This window comes from Nocardioides pollutisoli, assembly GCF_040045055.1.
Classification (GTDB): Bacteria; Actinomycetota; Actinomycetes; order Propionibacteriales; family Nocardioidaceae; genus Nocardioides; species Nocardioides tweenelious.
On record NZ_JBDZDU010000001.1, the window covers coordinates 3,115,535 to 3,136,691 of the forward strand.

Genomic DNA, 21,157 nt, shown 5'->3' on the forward strand with positions numbered 1-21,157 from the left:
GGTTAACACTCACCTACACTGTAGGTACGCCGAAGGAGGACCCGTGTCGCACACCCAGGTCGAGCTCGAGAAGAAGCTCGCGGAGCTCATCGACAAGCACCACGTCCCGGGAGCGCAGCTCGCTGTGCTCGACGGGGACACGATCACCGAGGTCGCGGCCGGTGTGCTGAGCATCCGCACCGGCAGCCCGGTGACGACGGACGCGCTCTTCCTGCCGGGCTCGATCGGCAAGGTCTACACCGCCACGCTGGTGCTGATGCTCGCGGACGAGGGCAAGATCGACCTCGACCAGCCGGTGAAGACCTACCTCCCCGACTTCGAGGTCCGCGACGCCCACGCCCGCGACACCGTCACCGTCCGCGACCTGCTGCGCCACACCAGCGGCTTCGACGGCGACGTCTTCATCGACACCGGCCGCGGCGACGACGCGCTGCCGCGCTACCTGGACGAGATCCGCGACCTGCCGCAGATCGCCCCGCCCGGCTCGATCTGGAGCTACAGCAACAGCGGCTTCTCGATCCTCGGCCGGCTCGTCGAGGTCGTCAGCGGCACGGTCTTCGAGACCGCCCTGCGCGAGCGGCTGTTCGAGCCGCTGGGCCTGCAGAGCACGGTGGCCTTCGCCGAGGAGGTCATCGTGCACCCGAACTCCGTCGGCCACGTGCCGAACCCGGAGGACCCGCAGTCGCTGATGGTCAGCCCGCAGTGGGGTCTCTACCGCTCGTGCGGTCCGATGGGAGCGGCTGTCGTCGCCAGTGCCGGCGACGTCTTGCGGTTCGTGAAGCTGCACCTCGACGGCGGCGTCGCCGCTGACGGCACCCGCCTGCTCTCGACCGACATCGTGGCCGCGGCGCAGGAGCCGCAGATCGACCTCGTCGACGACACCGTGCTGGGGGAGTCGTGGGGCCTGGGCTGGATCCTCGACCACTTCGGCGAGGTCAAGGTCATCGGCCACGACGGCAACTCGATCGGGCAGAACGCGTTCATGCGGGTCGCGCCCGAGCAGGGCTTCGGCTTCTGCCTGCAGACGAACGTCGAGAGCGCGATGCTGATGTACCGCGAGCTCGCGGACTGGCTGTTCGAGGACCGGCTCGGCGTGACGCTGCGACAGGACCCGGCGCCGCTCGACTCGCAGGTCGTCGCCGACGCGAGCCGGTACGTCGGCACCTACTCCCGCGAGGGCGTGTCCCTCGAGGTCGCGGGGGCCGAGGACGGCTCCCTGGTCGCGAGCTTCGCCATCACGCGCGAGGAAATGCAGGACATGCCGCCGATGAACGACCTTCCGCTGGTCGCCGTCGAGCGCGACGACTCGTTCCTGCTGGAGCTGCCGATCGCCGACGCCGCGCTGCTGGCGGTCTTCTTCAACCCCGACGACGAGTCCGGAGCCCCGACGTACCTCCACTTCGGCGGTCGGGCCCACAAGCGGGTCTAGCTGGTCTCCTCGACGGTCGTCCGCTGGCTCAGGGCGGCGCGCAGGCGCGCCTCGTCGCTCTCGAGGTGGGAGACCCAGGCGTCGCGCAGCTCCTCGGCCTGGCCCGCCCGAGCAAGGTCGAGCAGGTGTCGGTGCGCCTCGACGCGGTCCGCGCGGGTCCTCGCGAGGTCCGCGATCAGGATGTGGAAGTAGCGGTCGGCCGCGCGCCACAGCACGTCGAGGATCCGTCGGTCGGTCGGGCCGAGCACGTTCTCGAGCATCACGGTGTGGAAGGCGTGGTCGGCGACGGCCGGTACTGCGAGCTCGTCCTCGGCGCGGGCGAGCTGGCCGGGTCCCAGCTCCGCCACGGCGCGGACGACCAGGTCGCCCTCGACGAGCTTCCGCAGCCGGTAGATGTCCGTCAGGTCCTCGACACTCAGCGAGGCGACGACCGCAGACCGGCTCGGGCGTAGGCTGATCAGCCCCTCGCTCTCGAGGCGACGCAGCGCCTCCCGCACCGGGATGTGGCTCACGTCGAACCGCTCGCACAGCTCGACGATCGACACCGTGGCGCCGGGCGCGATGTCACCGTGGAGGATCGCTCGGTGGAGCTCGTCGGTCACGCGGTCGACGAGCGAGAGGTGCGCGATCGGACGTGCCCCGACCCCGGCGAGCGGCTGTCGAGCCATCGATGTCGTCTCTCTCCTCGGTGGAGAAGCGATCATATATATCTGGCGACTCCCGGCCCGACGACGAGGCAGGATGGCCGACGTGTCCATGCCGACTCCCACGCTGCACACCCACCGACTGAGGCTGCGCCCCTTCGGTGACGGGGACGTCGACGCGCTCTTCGCGTTGCACAGCAACGCCCGGGTGCTGCGCTACTGGGACTCGCCGCCGTGGACCGAGCGCGCGCAGGCCGACCGGTTCCTCGCGACCTGCGAACGGCTGGCCGAGGAGGGCAGCGGGGTCCGGCTGGCCATCGACCGCGCGTCCGACGGGTCGTTCCTCGGCTGGTGCACCCTGAGTCGGTGGAACCCCGCCTTCCGCAGCGCGGGGACGGGCTACGTCCTCACCGAGGCGGCGTGGGGCAACGGCTACGCGACCGAGGCGGAGACCGCCTTGCTCGCCTGGGCGTACGGCGCTCTCGACCTCAACCGCGTGCAGGCCGAGGTCGACACCCGCAACCTGGCTTCGGCGCGGGTGCTGGAGAAGCTCGGGTTCGTCCGGGAGGGCACGATGCGTGAGGACTGCGTGGTCAACGGCGACGTGTCCGACTCCTGGGTCTACGGACTGCTGCGCCGGGAGTGGGAGTCGACCCAGCGGTCGCGCGTGCTCAGCTGAGGCCGGCAACCACCGGCGAGGCAGGATCGGGACATGGACACACGGACACTGGGCAAGAGCGGACTCGAGGTCTCGGCGATCGGGCTCGGCTGCATGGGGATCAGCCAGTCGTTCGGACCGTCGCCGGACCGTCCGCTGATGGTCGACTTCCTCCGCGAGTCCGTCGAGCACGGCGTGACGTTCTTCGACACCGCCGAGGTCTACGGCCCCTACGACAACGAGGAGGTCGTCGGCGAGGCGCTCGAGCCGCTCCGCGACCAGGTCGTGATCGCGACCAAGTTCGGCTTCTCCCTCGACGACAGCGACCGCAAGCTCGACAGCCGGCCCGAGCACATCCGCGAGGCGCTCGAGGGCTCGTTGCGGCGGCTGCGCACCGACCACGTCGACCTCTACTACCAGCACCGCGTCGACCCGGACGTGCCGATCGAGGACGTCGCCGGCACGCTCAAGGAGCTGATCGAGGAGGGCAAGGTCCGCCACTTCGGACTCTCGGAGGCGGGCGTCGACGTGATCCGCCGCGCCCACGCCGTGCAGCCGGTGACCGCGCTGCAGAGCGAGTACTCCCTCTTCTGGCGCGAGCCCGAGGGCGCCATCCTCGACACCCTCGACGAGCTCGGCATCGGCTTCGTGCCGTTCAGCCCGCTGGGCCGGGGCTTCCTGACCGGCACCGTCGACGCGTCGACCGAGTTCTCCGACGGCGACATCCGCTCGACGCTGCCGCGCTTCACCGTCGAGGCGCGCGAGGCCAACCTCGCGCTGGTCGACCACGTGCGCGCGGTCGCCGAGCGCAAGGGCGCCAGCGTCGGTCAGGTCGCGCTGGCCTGGCTGCTCGCGCAGGGGCCGTCGATCGTGCCGATCCCCGGCACCCGCAGGATCTCGCGCCTCGACGAGAACCTCGGCGCCGCCGACGTCGAGCTGACCGCGGAGGACCTGGCCGAGCTGGACACGGCGTCGACCGCGGTCAAGATCGTCGGCGAGCGCTATCCCGAGGCCATGGCGCGGATGATCAACCGCTAGTCCAGGATGGGTCCATGACCGCCTACTGGATCAGCATCTACCAGGAGATCTCCGACGAGGCCAAGCTGCAGGCGTACGCCGAGCTGGCCGGGCCGGCGCTCGTCGACGCCGGCGGCACCTTCATCGCGCGCGGCGTTGCCGCGGCGGCGTACGAAGCGGGCGAGCTGACGCGCACCGTCGTCATCGAGTTCGACTCGGTGGACGCGGCGACGGCCGCGCACGACAGCCCGGCGTACCAGGAGGCCCTGGCCGCGCTCGACGGCGGCGCGGTCCGCGACCTGCGGATCGTCCCGGGGGTCTGATCAGACGTAGGGCAGCAGCGCGTCGACGGACTTGGTCGGGACCGTCACCGCGATGCCCTCGCCGATCGCGCGCAGCGTCCAGCCGTCGCCGGTCCGGACGAGCTTCGCCATCACGGCGCCGGTCTCGGGGACTCCCGCCGTCAGGGTCAGCCGCGCGAGCTCGACGTCCTGGTCGTCGACCAGGCGGCAGTAAGCCTTGTTGACCCACTCCAGGCTGTGGCCCTGGTAGCTGCTGACCAGGAAGACGATCGTGTCGACCTTCGCGTAGACCTTGGCCAGGTCGACGGCGATGACCTCGTCGTCGCCCTCACCGGAGCCGGTCTTGTTGTCGCCCTGGTGGACGACCGAGCCGTCGCGCGTGGCGAGGTTGTTGTAGAACGCGAAGTCGAACGCCGTCCGGCCGGTGAACTGCACCGCCGTGGCGTCCAGGTCGACCTCGGGGTTGCCCGTGCCGAGGAACCCGGCGTTGCGCTCCTTGTCCCACCCGACCGCCATCCGCACCCGGCCGACGGTGGTGAGGGGGAGCTCCTGGCCCTTGGTCAGCTCGATCATGCGCCCGAACCTATCTCGGTGCCGGTCGAGAGGCCGGTCAGCTGTAGCGGTGGTTCTTGGCCGCGTGGCCGTGCTCGCGCGTGCAGGTGCGACCGTTCATCGACCGGTGGCCGCAGAGGCCGTCGTCGGCTCCTGCGGTCGTCTTGGCGGCAGGAGCCACCGGCGCCTTCGCGGGCATCGTCGGCTTGCCGGTCGCAGCCTTCGGCTTGCTCGCCTGCGCCTCGGCGTAGCGGGCCTCGCGCATCGCCCGCAGGGCGTCCATCTTGCTCATCGTCGCTTCACGCGACGACCCTATGCGTCGCCGCCGACACCGCAGTCACGAGGTCGGCGCCCGGCCGGTTCTGCGGTTCAACCGGGTGGCGGCCCGCACGGCAGATAGGTTCCTCCCGTGGCGTTCGACGATGCAGGACCGAGCGGCTCCGACCACACGGGCTGGTCAGACTCCTCTGCCCGGGCCGTCCTCCAGCTGATGGTGGAGTCGGTGGCCGAGCTGGTCGGCTTCGAGATCGCCACGCTCTCGGTCGTCCTCGACGGCGACGTCGTGACCGTGGCTTACACCGGTCCGGAGGAGCACCGCGACTACCTGATGAACGCCGTCGACCCGATCGAGATCCTCGACCCGATCCTGGAGAAGGCCGAGAGCTGGGGGCGCTTCAAGTTCCTCGACGCCGATGTCCACCAGGTCGAGCTCGAGGGCCACTGGGTGATGTTCCCGCGCGAGCGGGACGACGACCCCGAGTCCTGGCACCCCGCCAACGTCCTGCTCGGCGTGCTCTCCGACGACGACGGCCAGATGGTGGGTGTCCTGTCGGTCGACCGGCCGGTGTCCGGTCGTCGTCCCGACGCTGCGCAGCGCAGCCTGATGGAGAAGTTCGCCGCCCAGGCCGAACGGGCCGTGCTCACGGCGTTCGAGCGCGAGGCGCTGGTGCAGCAGGTCGCGTACGCCGAGTCCGCCCGTCAGCTCATCCGCTCCGCGTCGATGCCCGCCCACGCCTCCCTGCAGGCCGTCCTCCAGCACACCCACGTCCCGCTGGTGAAGGGGTTCGGTGCCGGCGGCTCGTGGATCCAGGTGCTCGACCCGGTCGGCGTCGGCTACGCCCGCAAGGGCAGCGGCGACATGCTCGACCTGTCCGACGACCTGATCCAGGTCGCGCACGAGCTCGCGCCAGCGCTCTGGGCGGCGCAGGAGGCCCTCATCGTCACGGTGGGGGAATCGCCCGAGGTGCCGGAGGAGGTCCACCGCGAGCTCGCTGACATGGGCGTGACGTCGGCGCTTGCCGTGGCGCTCGGTGCCGGTACCGAGTGCGTCGGGTTCCTGGCGCTCTCGCGCTTCGAGGAGCACCCGCCCTGGTCGCCGGTCGAGATCCGCTCCGCGCTCGAGATCGGTCACGACCTCGGCGCAGCGCTCAAGACCGCCCAGGCGCTCGAGCGGGAGCGCCAGCTGGTGCGCGAGCTCCAGCAGCTCGACGACTACCGCAGCCAGCTGATCGCGACCCTCTCCCACGAGCTGCGCACCCCGCTCGCGGTGATCGCCGGCAACCTCGAGATGCTCGGCGGCCTCGACCTCGAGCCGCTGGCGGTGCGCTACCAGGAGGCGATGGAGCGCGGCTCGCGGCGGATGACCAAGGTCGTCGAGGACCTGCTCCTGCTCGCCCGGGTCAGCGACCCCCAGCACCCGTTGGAGCGCAAGCCCGTCGACGTACGCCGCGTCGTCGGCGACGTGCTCGCCCTCGTCGACTCGACCGCCCGGACCAAGGGTCTGACGATGCGCGTCGACCTCGGCGACGACCTGGTCGTCCCAGGTGACCCGACCGAGCTGGACCGGCTGGTCGGCAACCTGGTGAGCAACGCCGTGAAGTACACCCAGACCGGCGGCACGGTCACCGTCTCGGCCGAGCGTCGCGCCGAGACCGTCGTCCTGGAGGTCGCCGACGACGGCCTCGGCATCTCCGAGGACGACCAGGTGGGCCTCTTCAAGGCCTTCTTCCGCACCACCAACCCCGACGCCCTCCGCGAGCCCGGCACCGGGCTCGGGCTGCGGATCGTGGCGACCGTGGCCGAACGCCACGAGGGCAAGGTCGACATCCGCTCCGCTCTCGGGGTCGGTACGACGTTCACGGTGACCCTGCCCGCCTGGCCGGTCTGACCGGGGCTCCAACCTTTTGGCCGGTCGCCGCGTTCTGGAAGTGTGGCGGCGATGGAGGCACTCGGGCAGCGCGAGGAGTTCACGCGCTGGGCGCAGGCGGCGCAGCCGCAGCTGCTGCGCGGCGCCGTGCTGCTCACCGGTGACCGGCAGCGGGCGGAGGACCTCGTCCAGGAGGCGCTGACCAAGGTCGCGATGAGGTGGAGCCGGTTGCGCGGCACCAGCCCCGATGCCTACGCGCGCACGGTGATCCACCACGACCACGTCTCCTCGTGGCGCAAGCGCCGCCACGAGGTGCTGACCGCGATCGAGGTGGACGGGGCCCAGGCGCGACCGGAGCCCGAACGCCGGATCCTGGTGCTCGAGGCGCTGCGGACGCTCACCCCACGGCAGCGCGCCGTGATCGTGCTGCGCTACTTCGACGACCTCACCGAGCGCGAGACGGCCGACGTCCTCGGGGTGTCCGTCGGCACCGTCAAGAGCCAGACCCACCTGTCCCTGCGGCGACTGCGCGAGGCAGCGCCCGAGCTCGCCGAGTTCCTCCACGAGGAGTCGCGATGACCGACCAGCGCCTGCACGACCTGCTGCACGAGACCGTCGCCGACGTGACCGCCCCGGACCTCGCCGACACGGCGTGGCGCGCCGGTCTGCGGGGGCGTCGGCGTCGTACGACGACCCTGGTGGCGGCGGCAGCAGTCGCAGTGATCGCGGTCGCAGGGACCGTGGCGCTCGTCGAGGGTGACCCGGGCGACGACCCGGCGCCGACCCGGAAGCCGACGGTCGCTCCCACGCAGACGCCGACCCCGTCGAACCGTTCGACCCTGCGGTCCACCTACGAGCCCGAGATCTCGTCGCACGACGCGACCTACAGCGGCGTCCCGGTGTGGTGGGCGCCGACGGTCGCCGACGAACAGCGACTGCCGGCCTACCCGGACAGCCCGCTGCCGAGCGTCGTCGACCTCTCGCAGGTGAGCGGCAGCATCGACGACGACCCGCTCGACCGCGCGCTCGCGGCGTACGGCGTCTACGGCCCCGACGGCGGCGTCGAGGCGGTCGACGTGCTCGGTGCCGACGGCCGGCTGCGGTCGGTCGACGTGTCGCGCGTGGAGCCGATGACCGATCCCGAGGGCATCCAGCGGGTGCGGCTCGGGCCGTCGCTGCTCTCGAGGGGCGGCGACTACCTGATGTTCCCCCAGGAGCACTCGATCCTGCTCTACACCCTCCGCACGGGACGCTGGTCCAGCTTCGACACCGGGACGTCACCTACGTGGGACGCCACCTGGATCGCCGCTGACCGGATCGTGCTGGCCGACCCCTCCCGGCCGCTCGCGCAGGCGCCGGAGTACTCCGTCGACGGTGTCACCGACGGGTCCAGCAACGTCATCGGCGGGGCGGTCCCCGAGCTCCCGCTCGGGTCGTCCCAGCTCAACGGGCGGGCCCGGACCGGAGGGACCCGGATGGCGCAGGCGTTCACCGCCGGCGCGACGATCCCGGAGCCGCCGGGCGGCGCGAGCCCGGAGGGCACGTCGGACTGGATCTCCGTCACCTGGACTCCCGGCGAGATCCTGCTGATCCCGTCCGAGACGGGTCGGCAGAAGTCCTGCTGCCAGGTGTCGGGGTGGATCGACGCGTCGACCGTGCTCTACGACTCGCGGACATCTACCGGCACCGACCTGCTCGCGTGGCGGGTCGGCACCGGACGTTTCTGGGTGGTGACGCGCCTGACCGGCGTCACGCTCGGGCAGCAGACGGTGGTGACGTCGTACGCCCAGCTCACCCCGCCGTGGTGATTGCCGCTGCTCGACGATAGGTCGCCGCGAACTTTGGGTAGAGGACCCTTCGGCCCGCTCGCTCCTCCATCCGGGAGGGGGTCGAAGTGGGCGCACAGGAGGTGCGACCCGGGATGACGACCACGCAGGAATCACCGCAGGAATCACCACAGGCGCGGCAGCGCAGCACCAAGCTGCTCCGTGAGGTGGGCCTGGTCGGGCTGATGTGGGCCTCGATGGGCTCGATCATCGGATCGGGATGGCTGTTCGGGCCCCAGAAGGCCCTGATCGAGGCCGGCCCGGCCGCGATCATCTCCTGGGTGATCGGCGGCGTCGCCATCGTCATCCTCGCGCTGCCGCACGCCGAGCTCGGCGGCATGTACCCCGTCTCCGGCGGGACGGCGCGCTTCCCGCACTACGCCTTCGGCGGTGTCGCCGGGGCGTCGTTCGGCTGGTTCGCCTGGCTCAACGCCGCCACGGTCGCACCGATCGAGGTCTCGGCGATGCTGACGTACGCCGGCCACTACGGCTTCGCGAAGGACTGGATCGACCCGGAGACCTCCGTGCTCAGCCCGACCGGCATCGTCGTGGCGATCATCCTGATGGCCGTCCTGACCGCCATCAACTTCCTCGGCGTCAAGAAGCTCGCGGCGACCAACAGCGCCGCGACCTGGTGGAAGATCGCGATCCCGCTCCTCACGATCCTGGTCCTCGCGATCGCCAACTTCGACACCGGCAACCTGACCGCGGCCAACGGCTTCAACCCCGGCGGGCTGCACGCGATCTTCGCGGCCGTGTCCTCCGCCGGCATCATCTTCAGCTACCTCGGCTTCGAGCAGGCCGACCAGCTCGCCGGTGAGTCGGCCAACCCCAAGCGGGACGTGCCGTTCGCGATCATCGGCTCGGTCGTCTTCGGCACGATCATCTACATCCTGCTCCAGCTGGTCTTCCTGTTCGCGCTGCCCCAGAGCGCGATCGGCGACACCTGGGACCAGACCGGCAAGGGCCTCTACACGACGTTCACGGGTCCGTTCGCGGAGGTGGCGACGCTGCTCTCGATCGGCTGGCTGGCCGCGATCATCTACATCGACGCGATCATCAGCCCTGCCGGCACCGGCCTGATCTACACGACCGGCTCGTCCCGACTGGCCTACGGCCTGGCCCGCAACGGCTACGTGCCCGCGTGCTTCGAGTGGACCAACAAGCGCAGCGTCCCGTGGGCCGGCCTGATCGCTGCCTTCGTCACCGGCTGCATCTGCTTCCTGCCGTTCCCGAGCTGGCAGTCGCTGGTCGGGCTGATCACGAGTGCGTCCGTCCTCATGTACGGCGGGGCGCCGCTGTCACTCGGTGCCTTCCGGCGCCGGCTGCCCGACGCGGACCGTCCCTACCGGCTGCCCGTCGCGAGCGTCTTCTCGCCGCTCGCCTTCATCGTCGCCAACCTGATCATCCTGTGGACCGGCTGGGACACCATCTGGAAGCTCGGCGTCACGATCCTGGTCGGCTACGCCATCCTCGTCGCCAACCGCGTCTTCAAGCTCAACCCGCACAAGCCGACGCTCGACTGGCGTGCGTCGTCCTGGCTGATCCCCTACCTGCTCGGCATGGGCGTGATCGTCTACGTCAGCACGTTCGGCCCGAAGGGCGAGGACGCGCTGATCCCGTTCGGCTGGGACGCCGTGGTCGTCGGGATCTGGAGCCTGGTCATCTACTACTGGGCGATGGCGGTCGCGATGTCGACCGAGCAGATCGAGGAGATGATCGGCGAGGTCGAGCTCCCCGAGGACGGCATGGAGCCCGTCACACACTGATCCGGGAAGACACGCGGGACGGACGGCGTTGCTCCAGCATGCGCATCGAGATCTGGAGTGACGTCGTCTGCCCGTGGTGCTTCGTGGGCAAGCGTCGTCTGGAGACGGCCCTGTCGACCTTCGAGCACGCCGACGAGGTGGAGGTCGTCTACCGGTCCTTCGAGCTCGACCCGACCGCGCCCCACCACGGCCACGAGCTGTCGACCGGCGTGATCGCCCGCAAGTACGGCCGACCCGAGGCCGAGATGCGGCAGATGCAGCAGCAGCTCATGGACACCGCCGCCGAGGAGGGCCTCGCTATGCGGCTCTTCGACACCGTGCACACCAACACGATCGACGCCCACCGCCTGCTCCACCTCGCCCTCGAGACCGGCGGCCCGGCCCTCCAGCGCGAGCTGAAGGAGGCGCTGCTCTCGGCGTACTTCGAGAAGGCCGCCGACGTCGGCGACCACGACGTGCTCGCGGCGACCGCCATCGGCGTCGGCCTCGACGAGGCCCGCGTCCGCGCGGTGCTGGCGAGCGACGAGTACGCCGACGCCGTGCAGGCCGACATCGCCCAGGCGCGGGCGTACGGCGCCACCGGCGTCCCGTTCTTCGTCGTCGACCAGGCGTACGGCGTCTTCGGCGCCCAGCCGGCCGAGGTCTTCAGCCAGGTGCTCGACCAGGCGTGGAGCGCGTCCCACCCGGTGCTGCAGATGGCCGGCGGCGCCGACGCCGAGGCGTGCGGGCCGGACGGCTGCGCGATCTGATCGGGTGATGAACCCCACCTTTGGTTAGGCATACCTAACGGGTAGGCGTAACATCCCGGTCTGTGCTTGCGAACTACCTGATCGGCCTGCGCGAGGGCCTCGAGGCGGCCCTCGTGGTCAGCATCCTGGTCGCCTACCTCGTGAAGATCGACAAGCGCGAGCTGCTGCCGCGGATCTGGACCGGCGTCGCGATCGCCGTCCTCGTCTCGCTCGGGTTCGGCTTCGCCCTCTTCTACGGCCCGCGCGGCCTGACCTTCGAGGCGCAGGAGACCATCGGCGGCACCCTGTCGATCGTCGCGGTCGTGTTCGTGACCTGGATGATCTTCTGGATGGCGCGCGCCGCGCGGTCGCTCAGCGGTGAGCTGCGCGGCCAGATCGACGACGCCGTCGAGGGCCCGTGGTGGGGCCTGGTGCTGGTGGCGATGTTCGCCGTCGGCCGAGAGGGCCTCGAGACCGCGCTCTTCCTCTGGTCGGCGACCGAGGCGGTCTCGCGCGACACCGACTCGACGTGGCAGCCGCTGGTCGGCGCCGCCCTCGGCATCGCCACCGCCGTGGTCCTGGCCTACCTGCTCTACCGCGGCGCGATCTCGATCAACCTGAGCACCTTCTTCACCTGGACCGGCGGCTTCCTGATCCTGGTCGCCGGCGGCGTCCTGTCGTACGGCGTCCACGACCTCCAGGAGGCCGGCGTCCTGCCCGGGCTCAACAACCTGGCCTGGGACGTCTCGGACACGATCGACCCGTCGACCTGGTACGCCACCTTGCTCAAGGGCATCTTCAACTTCTCCCCGCAGACCACCGTGCTCGAGGCGACCGTCTGGGTCCTCTACGTGGTGCCGGTGATGTTCCTCTTCGTCCGCGGTGCGCGCCGGCGTACCGCTCCGCGCACCCCTGCCCCCGTCAGCAACTGACCCTCCCGAAGGAACCGACACCTGATGCGCAAGCCCTTCCTCGTGGCCGCCCTGCTGGTCGCGACGCCGTTCTTCGCCGCGTGCACCGAGAACGCCAAGGACTCCGGTGGCGACTCGAGTGACCCCCGGGCCGTGACGGTCACGTCGACCGACGACAGCTGCGACGTCTCCACGACCGAGGTGCCGGCCGGCACGCTGAAGTTCAACGTCACCAACGAGGGCTCGAAGGTCACCGAGTTCTACCTCCTCGGCGCGGACGGGCTCCGGATCGTGGCCGAGGTCGAGAACGTCGGGCCGCAGCTCTCCCGCCAGCTCGTGGTCAACGCCCCCGCCGGCACCTACACGACCGCGTGCAAGCCGGGCATGAAGGGTGACGGCATCCGCGCCGACTTCACCGTCACGAAGTCCGGCGACCAGCCGGCTGTGTCCTCCGACGACCAGCAGCTGGTCGACACCGCGCTGGCCAACTACTCGGCCTACGTCCAGGACCAGTCCGACCAGCTCGTGAGCAAGACGCGTGAGTTCATCGCCGACTACAAGGCCGGCAACGACGACGCGGCGCGCGCCCTCTACCCCGAGGCCCGCACCCACTGGGAGCGGATCGAGACCGTGGCGGAATCCTTCGGCGACCTCGACCCCAAGACCGATGCGCGTGAGGCCGACCTCGAGCCCGGCCAGAAGTGGACCGGCTGGCACCGGATCGAGAAGGACCTGTGGCCGCAGCTGGCCGTGGACTACACGCCGCTCACCCCGAAGCAGCGCGCCTTCTACGCCGACGACCTGATGAAGAACATCACCACCCTGGACGACCGGGTGCAGACGCTCGACTACACGGTCGACCAGATCGCGAACGGCTCGCGCGGCCTGCTCGAGGAGGTCGCGGCCGGCAAGGTCACCGGCGAGGAGGAGTACTGGTCGCACACCGACCTGTGGGACTTCCAGGCCAACGTCGACGGCGCCCGGGTCGGCTTCGAGGGTCTCAAGCCGATCGTCGAGCAGAAGGACCCCGAGCTCGCGAAGACCCTGACCGCGCGCTTCGCCGCGTTGCAGAAGCTGCTCGACGCCCAGAAGACCGCGACGGGCTTCACGTTCTACGACGACCTGACCCAGGAGCAGATCAAGGACCTCGCCAACGCCGTCAACGCGTTGTCCGAGCCCCTCTCGCAGCTCACCGCGGCGGTGCTGTCCTGACCGGGGTCTCTCGACGCGGCGTGGTCGGTGGCGGTATCGCCGCCGGCCTGGCTGCTGGCGCCTTCGTGGCCGGCCGGGCGACCGCTGACGAGCCCGCAACCGCGGCGGTCGAGGCGGACACCTACGCCTTCCGGGGCGAGCACCAGGCCGGCATCGTCACCCCGGCCCAGGACCGGCTGCACTTCGCGGCCTTCGACGTCACCACTGCGTCGCGGGCCCAGCTGATCGCGCTCCTCAAGGCCTGGACCGAGGCGGCCGACCGGATGACCCGCGGCCTGCCGGCCGGCGAGATCGGCCCCACCGAGGGCTCGGTCAACCTGCCGCCGGACGACACCGGCGAGGCGATCGGGCTCACGGCCGGCGGGCTGACCATCACCTTCGGCTTCGGGCCCTCGCTCTTCCGCGACGCGGACGGCAAGGACCGCTTCGGCATCGCCGACCGGCAGCCGAAGGCCCTGCGCACCCTGCCGCACTTCCCGGGCGACGTCCTCGACCCCGAGAAGTCGTACGGCGACCTCTGCGTCCAGGCCTGCGCCGACGACCCGCAGGTCGCGGTCCACGCGATCCGCAACCTGGCCCGGATCGGCTTCGGCACCGTCGCGGTGCGGTGGTCGCAGCTCGGCTTCGGCCGCACGTCGACCACCTCGACGCAGCAGTCCACGCCGCGCAACCTCTTCGGCTTCAAGGACGGCACCGCCAACATCAAGTCGCAGGAGACGGCCGACGTCGAGAAGCACGTCTGGGTCGCTCCCGGTGCTGACGCCGGTGCCGAGTGGCTGGCCGGTGGCTCCTACCTCGTCGCGCGCCGGTTCAACATGAACATCGAGATCTGGGACCGGCAGACCCTGGGCGACCAGGAGGACTTCGTCGGTCGCACCAAGGACACCGGCGCCCCGCTCTCGGGCGGCACGGAGTTCACCGAGCCCGACTTCTCGATGCCCGGCAGCAACGGCCCGGTCATCGCCAAGGACGCGCACGTCCGCCTCGTGCACCCGGACTTCAACAACGGCGTCCGGATGCTGCGCCGCGGCTACAACTTCGTCGACGGCTCCAACCCGATCGGCGGCCTCGACGCGGGGCTCTTCTTCATCGCCTACGTCACCGATCCCGACACCCACTTCATCCCGGTCCAGAACGCCATGGCGAAGTCGGACGCGATGATGGAGTACCTCAAGGTCACCGGCTCGGCGCTCTTCGCCGTCCCGCCCGGCGTCGCCGCGGGGGAGTACGTCGGTCAGTCGCTCTTCACTTCGTAGGTTGAGGAAGGCGCGCTAGCGCCTGTCTTGAAACCACTCCTCGGCCGTGATCCCGAAGAGCTCGGACGGCTCGTCGTACCACTGGTGCGTGACGCCGCGCCCCGGCAGCCCGATCCGGCCCATCACCGCCTGCGACCTCTCGTTGCCCAGGTGGGTGACGGCGAGGATCTCGGGCAGCCCCGCCTCGAACCCGTGCCGCAGGATCGCGCGGGCGGCCTCGCTGGCGTAGCCGTGGCCCCACGAGTCGGGGTGGAGGTGCCAGCCGATCTCGACCTCGCCGTGCTTGTCGTTCGGCAGCGTCACCAGCAGCACGGTGCCGGCGACGACTCCGTCGGCCTTGCGCTCGATGGCCCAGATGCCGCGCGGCGGCACGGCGCTGATGTCGGCGTAGCGGTCGATCCGCGCGTGCGCCTCGCCGACCGTCTTCATCAGGACCGGCGGGCCGTCGCCGAGCCACTTCGCGACCTCGACCCGGCCCAGGATGTCGAGCAGGCGCGCTGCCTCCTCGTGGCGCCAGGGCCGGATGACCAGGCGCTCGGTCTCGATCTCCATGAGGTCAGCCTGTCAGGTCGACGACGCGGTCGACCCCGATGTCGTCGAGGAAGTCGAGGTCGTGGCTGACGACCACCAGCGCGCCGCGGTAGGCCTCGAGCGCCGAGACGAGGGCGTCGTACGACGCGAAGTCGAGGTTGTTGGTCGGCTCGTCGAGCAGCAGCAGCTGGGGCGGTGGTTCGGCGAGCAGCAGCGCCGCGAGCGTCGCGCGGAAGCGCTCCCCGCCGGACAGGTCGCCGACCCGTCGGTCCGCGGCCCCGCCGCGGAAGAGGAAGCGGGCCAGCCGGGCGCGCACGGCGTTGGGGTCGGCGTCGGGCGCGCGGTGGGCGACGTTCTCGTAGACCGTGCGGTCGTCGTCGAGCACGTCGAGCCGCTGGGGGAGCAGGGCCGCCGGCACCTGCGCCTGGTCGACCAGCCGGTGCAGCAGCGTGGTCTTGCCGGAGCCGTTCGGGCCGACGACGCCGATCCGGTCGGGGCCGCTGATCGGGAGGTCGGCCTCGAGCACGACGCGGCCGCGCGGCACCTCGGTGCCGGGCAGGTCGATCCGGATCTCGCGGTCCTCGCGCAGCCGTGACTCGGCGGCGTCGAGCCGCTCGCGAGCCTTCTCGAGCCGGTCGTCGTGGACGTTGCGGTACTTCGCCGCGGACTTCTCGGCCTGGTTGCGCTTCGCGTGGATCGCGGCCTTGCCGAGCCCGGTGGTCGCCTCCGCCTTCTTGGCCTGCCGACGACGGCCGGCGAGCAGCCGTTCGGCGTCCGCACGCTCGTTGCGCTGTCGGCGTACGTCGGAGCGCGCGGTCGTCACGGCCTGCTCGGCCGCCTCCTGCTCGGCCGCGACCTGGGCGGCGTACGACGAGTAGCCACCGCCGTACCACCGGACCGAGCCGCCGCGGAGGTCGCCGATGCGGTCCATCCGCTCGAGCAGCTGCCGGTCGTGGCTGACGACGAGCAGGGATCGGGTCCAGCCGTCGACGACGTCGTAGAGGCGGGCGCGGGCGTCGGCGTCGAGGTTGTTGGTGGGCTCGTCCAGGACCAGCACGTCGGGTCGCCGGAGCAGCAGCCCGGCCAGGCCGAGCTGGGTGACCTCGCCGCCGGACAGCTCCCCGAGACGTCGGTCGAGCGCGCCGTCGGGCAGGCCGATGCGGCCCAGCTCGGCGACCGCGCGGTCCTCGACGTCCCAGTCGTCGTCGATGAGGTCGAAGAGGTGCTGGTCGACGGCGCCGCCCTCGACGGCCAGCACGGCCCGCCGTACCTCTCCGATGCCGAGGAAGTCGTCGACGCGCTGGCCGGCGTCGAGCGTGAGGTCCTGGGGGAGGTAGCCGACCTCGCCGGCGACGGTCAGGTGGCCGGTGGTGGGCCGCAGGTCGCCGGCGACGAGCCGGAGGAGGGTGGACTTCCCGGCGCCGTTGACGCCGACGAGCCCGGAGCGGCCGGGGCCGACCAGGAGGTCGAGGCCGTCGAGGACCGCGGTGCCGTCCGGCCAGGTGAAACCGAGCGCGGACGCGGTGATGACAGAGGTGGTTGCAGGCATGACAGAGCTCCATGAGAAGTGGCGGTGAGGGCACGTCTCAGAGCTTCAATGTGGCCTGCCTGACGGAGGGGATACGACCGGTCGAGGGTAGGTGCCGACGGGCCGTGGACGCCACCGATTAACTCGCACAGGTCGGGTACAGTTTCGGCGAAGCACAGCGTCGTGCACTCATCCGCACCACCCGTCAGGACAGACCGCTGTGACCACCCCTGTCGTACTCATCGCCGAAGAGCTGAGCCCCGCCACCGTCGACGCGCTGGGGCCGGACTTCGAGATCCGCCACTGCAACGGCGCCGACCGCGCCGAGCTGCTTGCGGCCATCGGTGCGGCCGACGCGCTGCTGGTCCGCTCGGCCACCAAGGTCGACGCCGAGGCGCTGGCCGCCGCCACGCGTCTCAAGGTCGTCGCGCGTGCGGGCGTGGGCCTCGACAACGTCGACGTACGCGCTGCGACCCAGGCCGGCGTGATGGTCGTCAACGCGCCGACCTCCAACATCGTCTCCGCCGCCGAGCTCGCCGTCGCGCTGATGCTCGCGGCCGCCCGCCACGTCTCGCCCGCCCACGCGGCGCTCAAGAACGGCGAGTGGAAGCGCTCGCGCTACAGCGGCGTCGAGCTCTACGAGAAGACCGTCGGCATCGTCGGCCTCGGCCGGATCGGCGTGCTCGTCGCGCAGCGCCTCTCGGCGTTCGGCATGAAGGTCATCGCCTACGACCCCTACGTGCAGGCCGGTCGCGCGGCCCAGATGGGCGTGCGGCTCGTCGACCTCGACACCCTGCTTGCCGAGGCGGACTTCATGTCCGTCCACCTGCCCAAGACCCCCGAGACCGTCGGCCTGATCGGCGCCGACGAGCTGCACCGGGTCAAGCCGTCGCTGGTGCTCGTCAACGCCGCGCGCGGCGGGATCGTCGACGAGGTCGCTCTGTACGCCGCGCTCAAGGAGGGCCGGGTCGCGGCCGCCGGTCTCGACGTCTTCGCCCAGGAGCCCTGCACCGACAGCCCGCTCTTCGAGCTGGAGAACGTCGTCGCGACGCCGCACCTCGGCGCCTCGACCGAGGAGGCCCAGGAGAAGGCCGGCATCGCCGTCGCCAAGTCCGTGCGCCTCGCGCTCTCCGGCGAGCTCGTCCCCGACGCGGTCAACGTCCAGGGCGGCGTGATCGCCGAGGAGGTCCGGCCCGGCATCCCGCTCACCGAGAAGCTCGGCCGCGTCTTCACGGCGCTGGCCGGCGAGGTCGCGGTCCAGGTCGACGTCGAGGTGCGGGGCGAGATCACCGACTACGACGTCAAGGTGCTCGAGCTGGCCGCCCTCAAGGGTATCTTCGCCGACATCGTGGGGGAGCAGGTCTCCTACGTCAACGCACCGCTCCTCGCGGCCGAGCGCGGGACCGCCGTACGCCTCGTCGCCGACCCGGAGAGCCCCGACCACCGCAACCTGATCACGATCCGCGGCACCCTCGCCGACGGCTCCCAGGTGTCGGTGAGCGGCACGCTCGTCGGCATCGCCTTCAAGGAGCGGCTGGTCGACGTCAACGGCTTCGACGTCGACATCGAGCCCACCGAGCACCTCGCCTTCTTCACCTACGCGGACCGCCCCGGCATGGTCGGCACCGTCGGCGGCATCCTCGGCGACGCCGGCATCAACATCGCCGGCATGCAGGTCTCCCGCCAGACCCCCGGCGGCCAGGCCCTCGTCGCGCTCTCGGTCGACACTGCCATCCCGGTCGACGTCCTCGCCGAGATCGAGCACGCCATGGACGCCGCCTCGGTGCGGGCCGTCAACCTCGTCTGACGAGGTCCGCTCAGGTCAGGACGAGCCTGGCCGTGAGCTCTCGGCGGCTCCGGACGCCCACCTTCGCGAAGATCACCTTGAGGTGGTCCTGCACGGTGTGCGGCGAGAGGTGCAGGGCGGACGAGATGCCCTCGGTGTTGACGCCCTGGAGCACGAGCAGAGCCACCTCCTCCTCGCGCGCCGTGAGCCCGTGGGCGGCGAGAGCGAGCCGGCTGAGGGTCGCGCGCGGGGTGGCCTCGACGCTGACGACCACGTCGTACCCACCGCCGGCCCCGGTCAGCCGCGCCGCGCGCAGGCTCATCCAGGTCCCGGACTCGGCGAGCGTCCGCGACGTCAGCGGGTCACCGCTGCTGCGAGAGCTCGCCACCACGGCGAGGAGGCTGGCCGGGAGCGCGCCGTGGTCCCACCCGCCGAGCTGCTCGATGGCGACCCGGGCCGCCGGCGTCAGGTGGGTCACCTGGTCGGACGCGTCGACGATGAGGACCGCGGGACCGTCGCTCTCGACCTGAGCCGGCTGGGTGCGCTGGTCGGGCGGGAGCGAGAAGAGGCTGCGTTGGATCGCAGCGGCGACCGTCTCGAGCGAGCCTGCGACCTGGGCGGCATCGTCGGCGGTGAACGGCGGATCGCCCGCGGCCCGGTAGAGGGCCAGAGCGCCCCAGGTCGCACCTCGACTGACGAAGGCGGCGCGCAGCTCGTCGGTGAACCCGAAGCGGGGTCGCATGTAGTCGCGGTGGCGGCGGCAGGAGTCGGGGTCGCCGTCCGTGTCCAGGTGCAGGGCCCCGACCGGCGGGCTGCGGCGCGCGATGTCCTCGAACTTGTTGACGTCGGGCGGTCCGTACTCCGTCGCCGCGAACTCCTCGTCGCCGACGCCGAGCGACCGCGTCTTGGAGGCCCAGGTGATGACCCCGGAGGCGGGGTCCGTGGTCGCGAAGCACGCGAAGTCGTAGGGGACGTAGCGCGCGACCTCGGCGTAGACCACCTCGGCCAGCGCGGCGCGGTCGAGGTCCGGGGCGATCGCCTCGCGCAACCGCGCGTCCAGGTCGCGCCACCTCGATGTGCTCACCCACCCATCTTCATCCGGGACCCGCGCCCGCGGGCGGGGATCCGCAAATACCCCAGGTTCCTGGGATGGGAACGCGTGGGCGCCGGCCCGAGGGTTGTCGCATGAACACGACTCCTGCCCCGCAGCCCCAGCACCGCCCCGACCAGGGCGTGGACATCCGCGACATGATCGTGGTCCACACGGCCCTCCTGCGTGAGTTCCGCCTGGCGCCCGACGCCGTACGCCGGGCGACCCCCGGCTCTCGGGCCCTGGTCCGTGACGTCACCGCGCACCTCAGGTTGCTCTGCGCGCTGATGCACCACCACCACACCGGCGAGGACGAGCTGCTCTGGCCCGTGCTCGGGCCGCGCCTGACCGACGCGGAACGGACGCTCCTCGAGGTCGCGGAGGCGCAGCACGCCGGGATCGACCAGAGTCTGCACCGGGTCGACCAGGCCCTCACGGCGTGGACCGCCGGGCCCGCCGAGGCGGAGGCCGCCGAGCTCGTCGACGCGCTGGGGCAGCTCCACGTCCTGCTGCGCGAGCACCTCGAGGCGGAGGAGCGCCACCTGCTGCCGCTGGCAGCAGCGCACCTCACCGAGGAGGAGTGGCACCGGATCGGCGAGGCGGGCGCTGCCGGGGTGCCGAAGCGTGACCTCCTGCTCGTCTTCGGCATGTTCGCCTACGAGGGCGACCCGGAGGTGCTCGCCCAGATGCTGCAGGCCGCCCCGCCGCCCGCACGGGTCCTCGTGCCACGGCTGGCGCCACGCGTCTACGCGCGCCACGCGGCCCGGATCCACGGGAACCGCCGACCCTGATCGCCGCGGACGTCATACGGATGGTGTGTCCCCTTGCTCCCTCCGCATGACGTCCCGGGTCAGAGGCGGCCCGCCGTGCGCACCAGCCCGGCCACGCCGGGCGAGGTGCTGTGCGGTGGCCACGCGATGACGGTCGTGACCTGCGGGGCATCGGTGAGAGGTACGACGGCCAGCCCATCGCGCAGGTTGGCGCGGGCCGACTCGGGGAGCACGATCGCGGTGCGGCCGAGCCGGATCAGCTGGAGGATCTGGGTGAGGTCGCGGAGCTCGGGACCGGGCCCGTCGGGGTAGGTGCCGTCGAGGTCGGGCCAGCGCGGCATCGGCAGGAGCGAGGTCGCCTCGGCGAGGGTCATCGAGCTGCGGGTGCTCTCCGGGTGGCCGGCCGGCAGGATCAGCACCTGGTCCTCGACGGTCAGGATGTCGGTGTCGAAGCCGCTCAGGTCGTCGAACGGCCGGTGCAGGATCGCCACGTCGGCCCGCCCGTCGCGCAGCATCAGCGCCTGGTGGCCCGGCGCGCTCAGCACCACCTCGACCTCGACGGCGTCGGGCTCGGCGGCGTAGGCGTCGAGCAGCTTGGCCATCAGCTCGCTGGTCGCCCCGGCCTTGGCGGTGAGCACCACCGGGGCGCGGCCACCCGCCTGGGCGGTCCGGCGCGTACGCCGTTCGGCCGCCTCGACCGCGGCCAGGGCTGCCCGGCCCTCGCGGAGCAGGGTCTCGCCGGCGCTCGTGAGCGTCACGCCCCGCGGCGTACGCACGAAGAGGTCGGCGCCCAGCCGTCGCTCCAGCTGGGCGATCGCTCGCGACAGGGGAGGCTGGGCCATCCCGAGGCGCTCGGCCGCGCGGCCGACGTGCGACTCCTCGGCGACGGCGACGAAGTAGCGCAGCTCGCGGGTCTCCACGGCACCGAGCGTACGTCGCTCACCTGGGGTCATACCGCTGCGGTATCAGGACCGACCCGATCGGTCTTGGAACGCAGCGGGG

Annotated in this window: 21 protein-coding genes; 14 read left to right on the forward strand and 7 right to left on the reverse strand. The window is 71.3% G+C overall.

Features of this window, described 5'->3' with window-relative positions; all coding sequences use genetic code 11:
* Positions 1 to 43 precede the first annotated feature (43 nt).
* Entirely contained in the window at positions 44 to 1,429 is a 1,386-nt protein-coding gene (locus ABLE68_RS15265) for a serine hydrolase domain-containing protein (protein WP_348872481.1), read from the forward strand.
* On the opposite strand, the gene ABLE68_RS15270 is transcribed toward ABLE68_RS15265, so the two are convergent.
* Entirely contained in the window at positions 1,426 to 2,097 is a 672-nt protein-coding gene (locus tag ABLE68_RS15270) for a GntR family transcriptional regulator (protein ID WP_348872483.1), read from the reverse strand. The two genes, ABLE68_RS15265 and ABLE68_RS15270, sit on opposite strands and share 4 nt — an antisense overlap.
* Before the next feature lie 88 nt (positions 2,098 to 2,185).
* On the opposite strand from ABLE68_RS15270, the gene ABLE68_RS15275 reads away from it, so the two are divergent.
* The 3 genes from ABLE68_RS15275 to ABLE68_RS15285 are packed head-to-tail and all read left to right on the forward strand — an operon-like array spanning position 2,186 to position 4,071.
* Positions 2,186 to 2,752: a GNAT family N-acetyltransferase gene (locus ABLE68_RS15275; RefSeq protein ID WP_348873290.1), complete on the forward strand. Its 567-nt coding sequence runs from the start codon at positions 2,186 to 2,188 to the stop codon at positions 2,750 to 2,752.
* A 33-nt stretch (positions 2,753 to 2,785) separates the two neighbouring features.
* A complete protein-coding gene (locus ABLE68_RS15280) occupies positions 2,786 to 3,769 on the forward strand; it encodes an aldo/keto reductase (RefSeq protein ID WP_348872484.1) in 984 nt (327 codons plus the stop codon).
* A 14-nt stretch (positions 3,770 to 3,783) separates the two neighbouring features.
* Positions 3,784 to 4,071: a DUF1330 domain-containing protein gene (locus ABLE68_RS15285; RefSeq protein WP_348872486.1), complete on the forward strand. Its 288-nt coding sequence runs from the start codon at positions 3,784 to 3,786 to the stop codon at positions 4,069 to 4,071.
* On the opposite strand, the gene ABLE68_RS15290 is transcribed toward ABLE68_RS15285, so the two are convergent.
* On the reverse strand, positions 4,072 to 4,623 hold the full coding sequence (locus ABLE68_RS15290; RefSeq protein ID WP_348872488.1) for a TerD family protein: 552 nt from the start codon (positions 4,621 to 4,623) through the stop codon (positions 4,072 to 4,074).
* Positions 4,624 to 4,660: 37 nt separating this feature from the next.
* Positions 4,661 to 4,894: a hypothetical protein gene (locus ABLE68_RS15295; protein ID WP_348872489.1), complete on the reverse strand. Its 234-nt coding sequence runs from the start codon at positions 4,892 to 4,894 to the stop codon at positions 4,661 to 4,663.
* 117 nt (positions 4,895 to 5,011) lie between these two features.
* On the opposite strand from ABLE68_RS15295, the gene ABLE68_RS15300 reads away from it, so the two are divergent.
* The 8 genes from ABLE68_RS15300 to efeB all read left to right on the forward strand — a co-directional run bounded on the left by ABLE68_RS15300 (position 5,012) and on the right by efeB (position 14,450).
* Entirely contained in the window at positions 5,012 to 6,769 is a 1,758-nt protein-coding gene (locus tag ABLE68_RS15300) for a sensor histidine kinase (protein ID WP_348872490.1), read from the forward strand.
* A gap of 51 nt (positions 6,770 to 6,820) precedes the next feature.
* Positions 6,821 to 7,327 (forward strand): SigE family RNA polymerase sigma factor, encoded by a 507-nt coding sequence (locus ABLE68_RS15305; RefSeq protein WP_348872492.1) that lies wholly within the window; start codon positions 6,821 to 6,823, stop codon positions 7,325 to 7,327.
* Positions 7,324 to 8,556 (forward strand): hypothetical protein, encoded by a 1,233-nt coding sequence (locus ABLE68_RS15310; protein WP_348872493.1) that lies wholly within the window; start codon positions 7,324 to 7,326, stop codon positions 8,554 to 8,556. The genes ABLE68_RS15305 and ABLE68_RS15310 overlap by 4 nt, the downstream gene beginning before the upstream one ends.
* A gap of 86 nt (positions 8,557 to 8,642) precedes the next feature.
* Positions 8,643 to 10,343, forward strand: coding sequence for an APC family permease (locus ABLE68_RS15315; RefSeq protein WP_348872495.1), 1,701 nt, complete (start codon positions 8,643 to 8,645; stop codon positions 10,341 to 10,343).
* 38 nt (positions 10,344 to 10,381) lie between these two features.
* Entirely contained in the window at positions 10,382 to 11,092 is a 711-nt protein-coding gene (locus ABLE68_RS15320; RefSeq protein ID WP_348872496.1) for a DsbA family oxidoreductase, read from the forward strand.
* Positions 11,093 to 11,154: 62 nt separating this feature from the next.
* The gene (gene efeU / locus ABLE68_RS15325) at positions 11,155 to 12,003 is read left to right on the forward strand and encodes an iron uptake transporter permease EfeU (RefSeq protein ID WP_348872497.1); all 849 of its coding nucleotides are present in this window, start codon (positions 11,155 to 11,157) and stop codon (positions 12,001 to 12,003) included.
* Between the two features lie 24 nt (positions 12,004 to 12,027).
* Positions 12,028 to 13,194 (forward strand): iron uptake system protein EfeO, encoded by a 1,167-nt coding sequence (gene efeO, locus ABLE68_RS15330; RefSeq protein WP_348872498.1) that lies wholly within the window; start codon positions 12,028 to 12,030, stop codon positions 13,192 to 13,194.
* Entirely contained in the window at positions 13,191 to 14,450 is a 1,260-nt protein-coding gene (gene efeB, locus ABLE68_RS15335) for an iron uptake transporter deferrochelatase/peroxidase subunit (protein ID WP_348873291.1), read from the forward strand. The genes efeO and efeB overlap by 4 nt, the downstream gene beginning before the upstream one ends.
* 15 nt (positions 14,451 to 14,465) lie before the next feature.
* Here the strand turns inward: efeB and ABLE68_RS15340 are convergent, their stop codons facing one another.
* Positions 14,466 to 15,002, reverse strand: coding sequence for a GNAT family N-acetyltransferase (locus tag ABLE68_RS15340; RefSeq protein WP_348872499.1), 537 nt, complete (start codon positions 15,000 to 15,002; stop codon positions 14,466 to 14,468).
* 4 nt (positions 15,003 to 15,006) lie between these two features.
* Positions 15,007 to 16,530 (reverse strand): ATP-binding cassette domain-containing protein, encoded by a 1,524-nt coding sequence (locus ABLE68_RS15345; RefSeq protein WP_348872500.1) that lies wholly within the window; start codon positions 16,528 to 16,530, stop codon positions 15,007 to 15,009.
* Positions 16,531 to 16,729: 199 nt separating this feature from the next.
* Between ABLE68_RS15345 and serA the strand changes: the two genes are divergently transcribed.
* Positions 16,730 to 18,316 carry a phosphoglycerate dehydrogenase gene (serA, locus tag ABLE68_RS15350; RefSeq protein ID WP_348872501.1) on the forward strand — a complete coding sequence of 529 codons (1,587 nt, stop codon included), beginning with the start codon at positions 16,730 to 16,732 and terminating at the stop codon, positions 18,314 to 18,316.
* Between the two features lie 10 nt (positions 18,317 to 18,326).
* Here serA and ABLE68_RS15355 read toward each other — a convergent pair whose 3' ends face one another.
* Entirely contained in the window at positions 18,327 to 19,379 is a 1,053-nt protein-coding gene (locus tag ABLE68_RS15355; RefSeq protein ID WP_348872502.1) for a helix-turn-helix domain-containing protein, read from the reverse strand.
* Between the two features lie 101 nt (positions 19,380 to 19,480).
* Between ABLE68_RS15355 and ABLE68_RS15360 the strand changes: the two genes are divergently transcribed.
* Positions 19,481 to 20,176 carry a hemerythrin domain-containing protein gene (locus ABLE68_RS15360; protein WP_348872503.1) on the forward strand — a complete coding sequence of 232 codons (696 nt, stop codon included), beginning with the start codon at positions 19,481 to 19,483 and terminating at the stop codon, positions 20,174 to 20,176.
* 59 nt (positions 20,177 to 20,235) lie between these two features.
* On the opposite strand, the gene ABLE68_RS15365 is transcribed toward ABLE68_RS15360, so the two are convergent.
* Positions 20,236 to 21,075, reverse strand: a complete 840-nt coding sequence (locus tag ABLE68_RS15365) for a LysR family transcriptional regulator (RefSeq protein WP_348872504.1) — start codon at positions 21,073 to 21,075, stop codon at positions 20,236 to 20,238.
* Positions 21,076 to 21,157 lie beyond the last annotated feature (82 nt).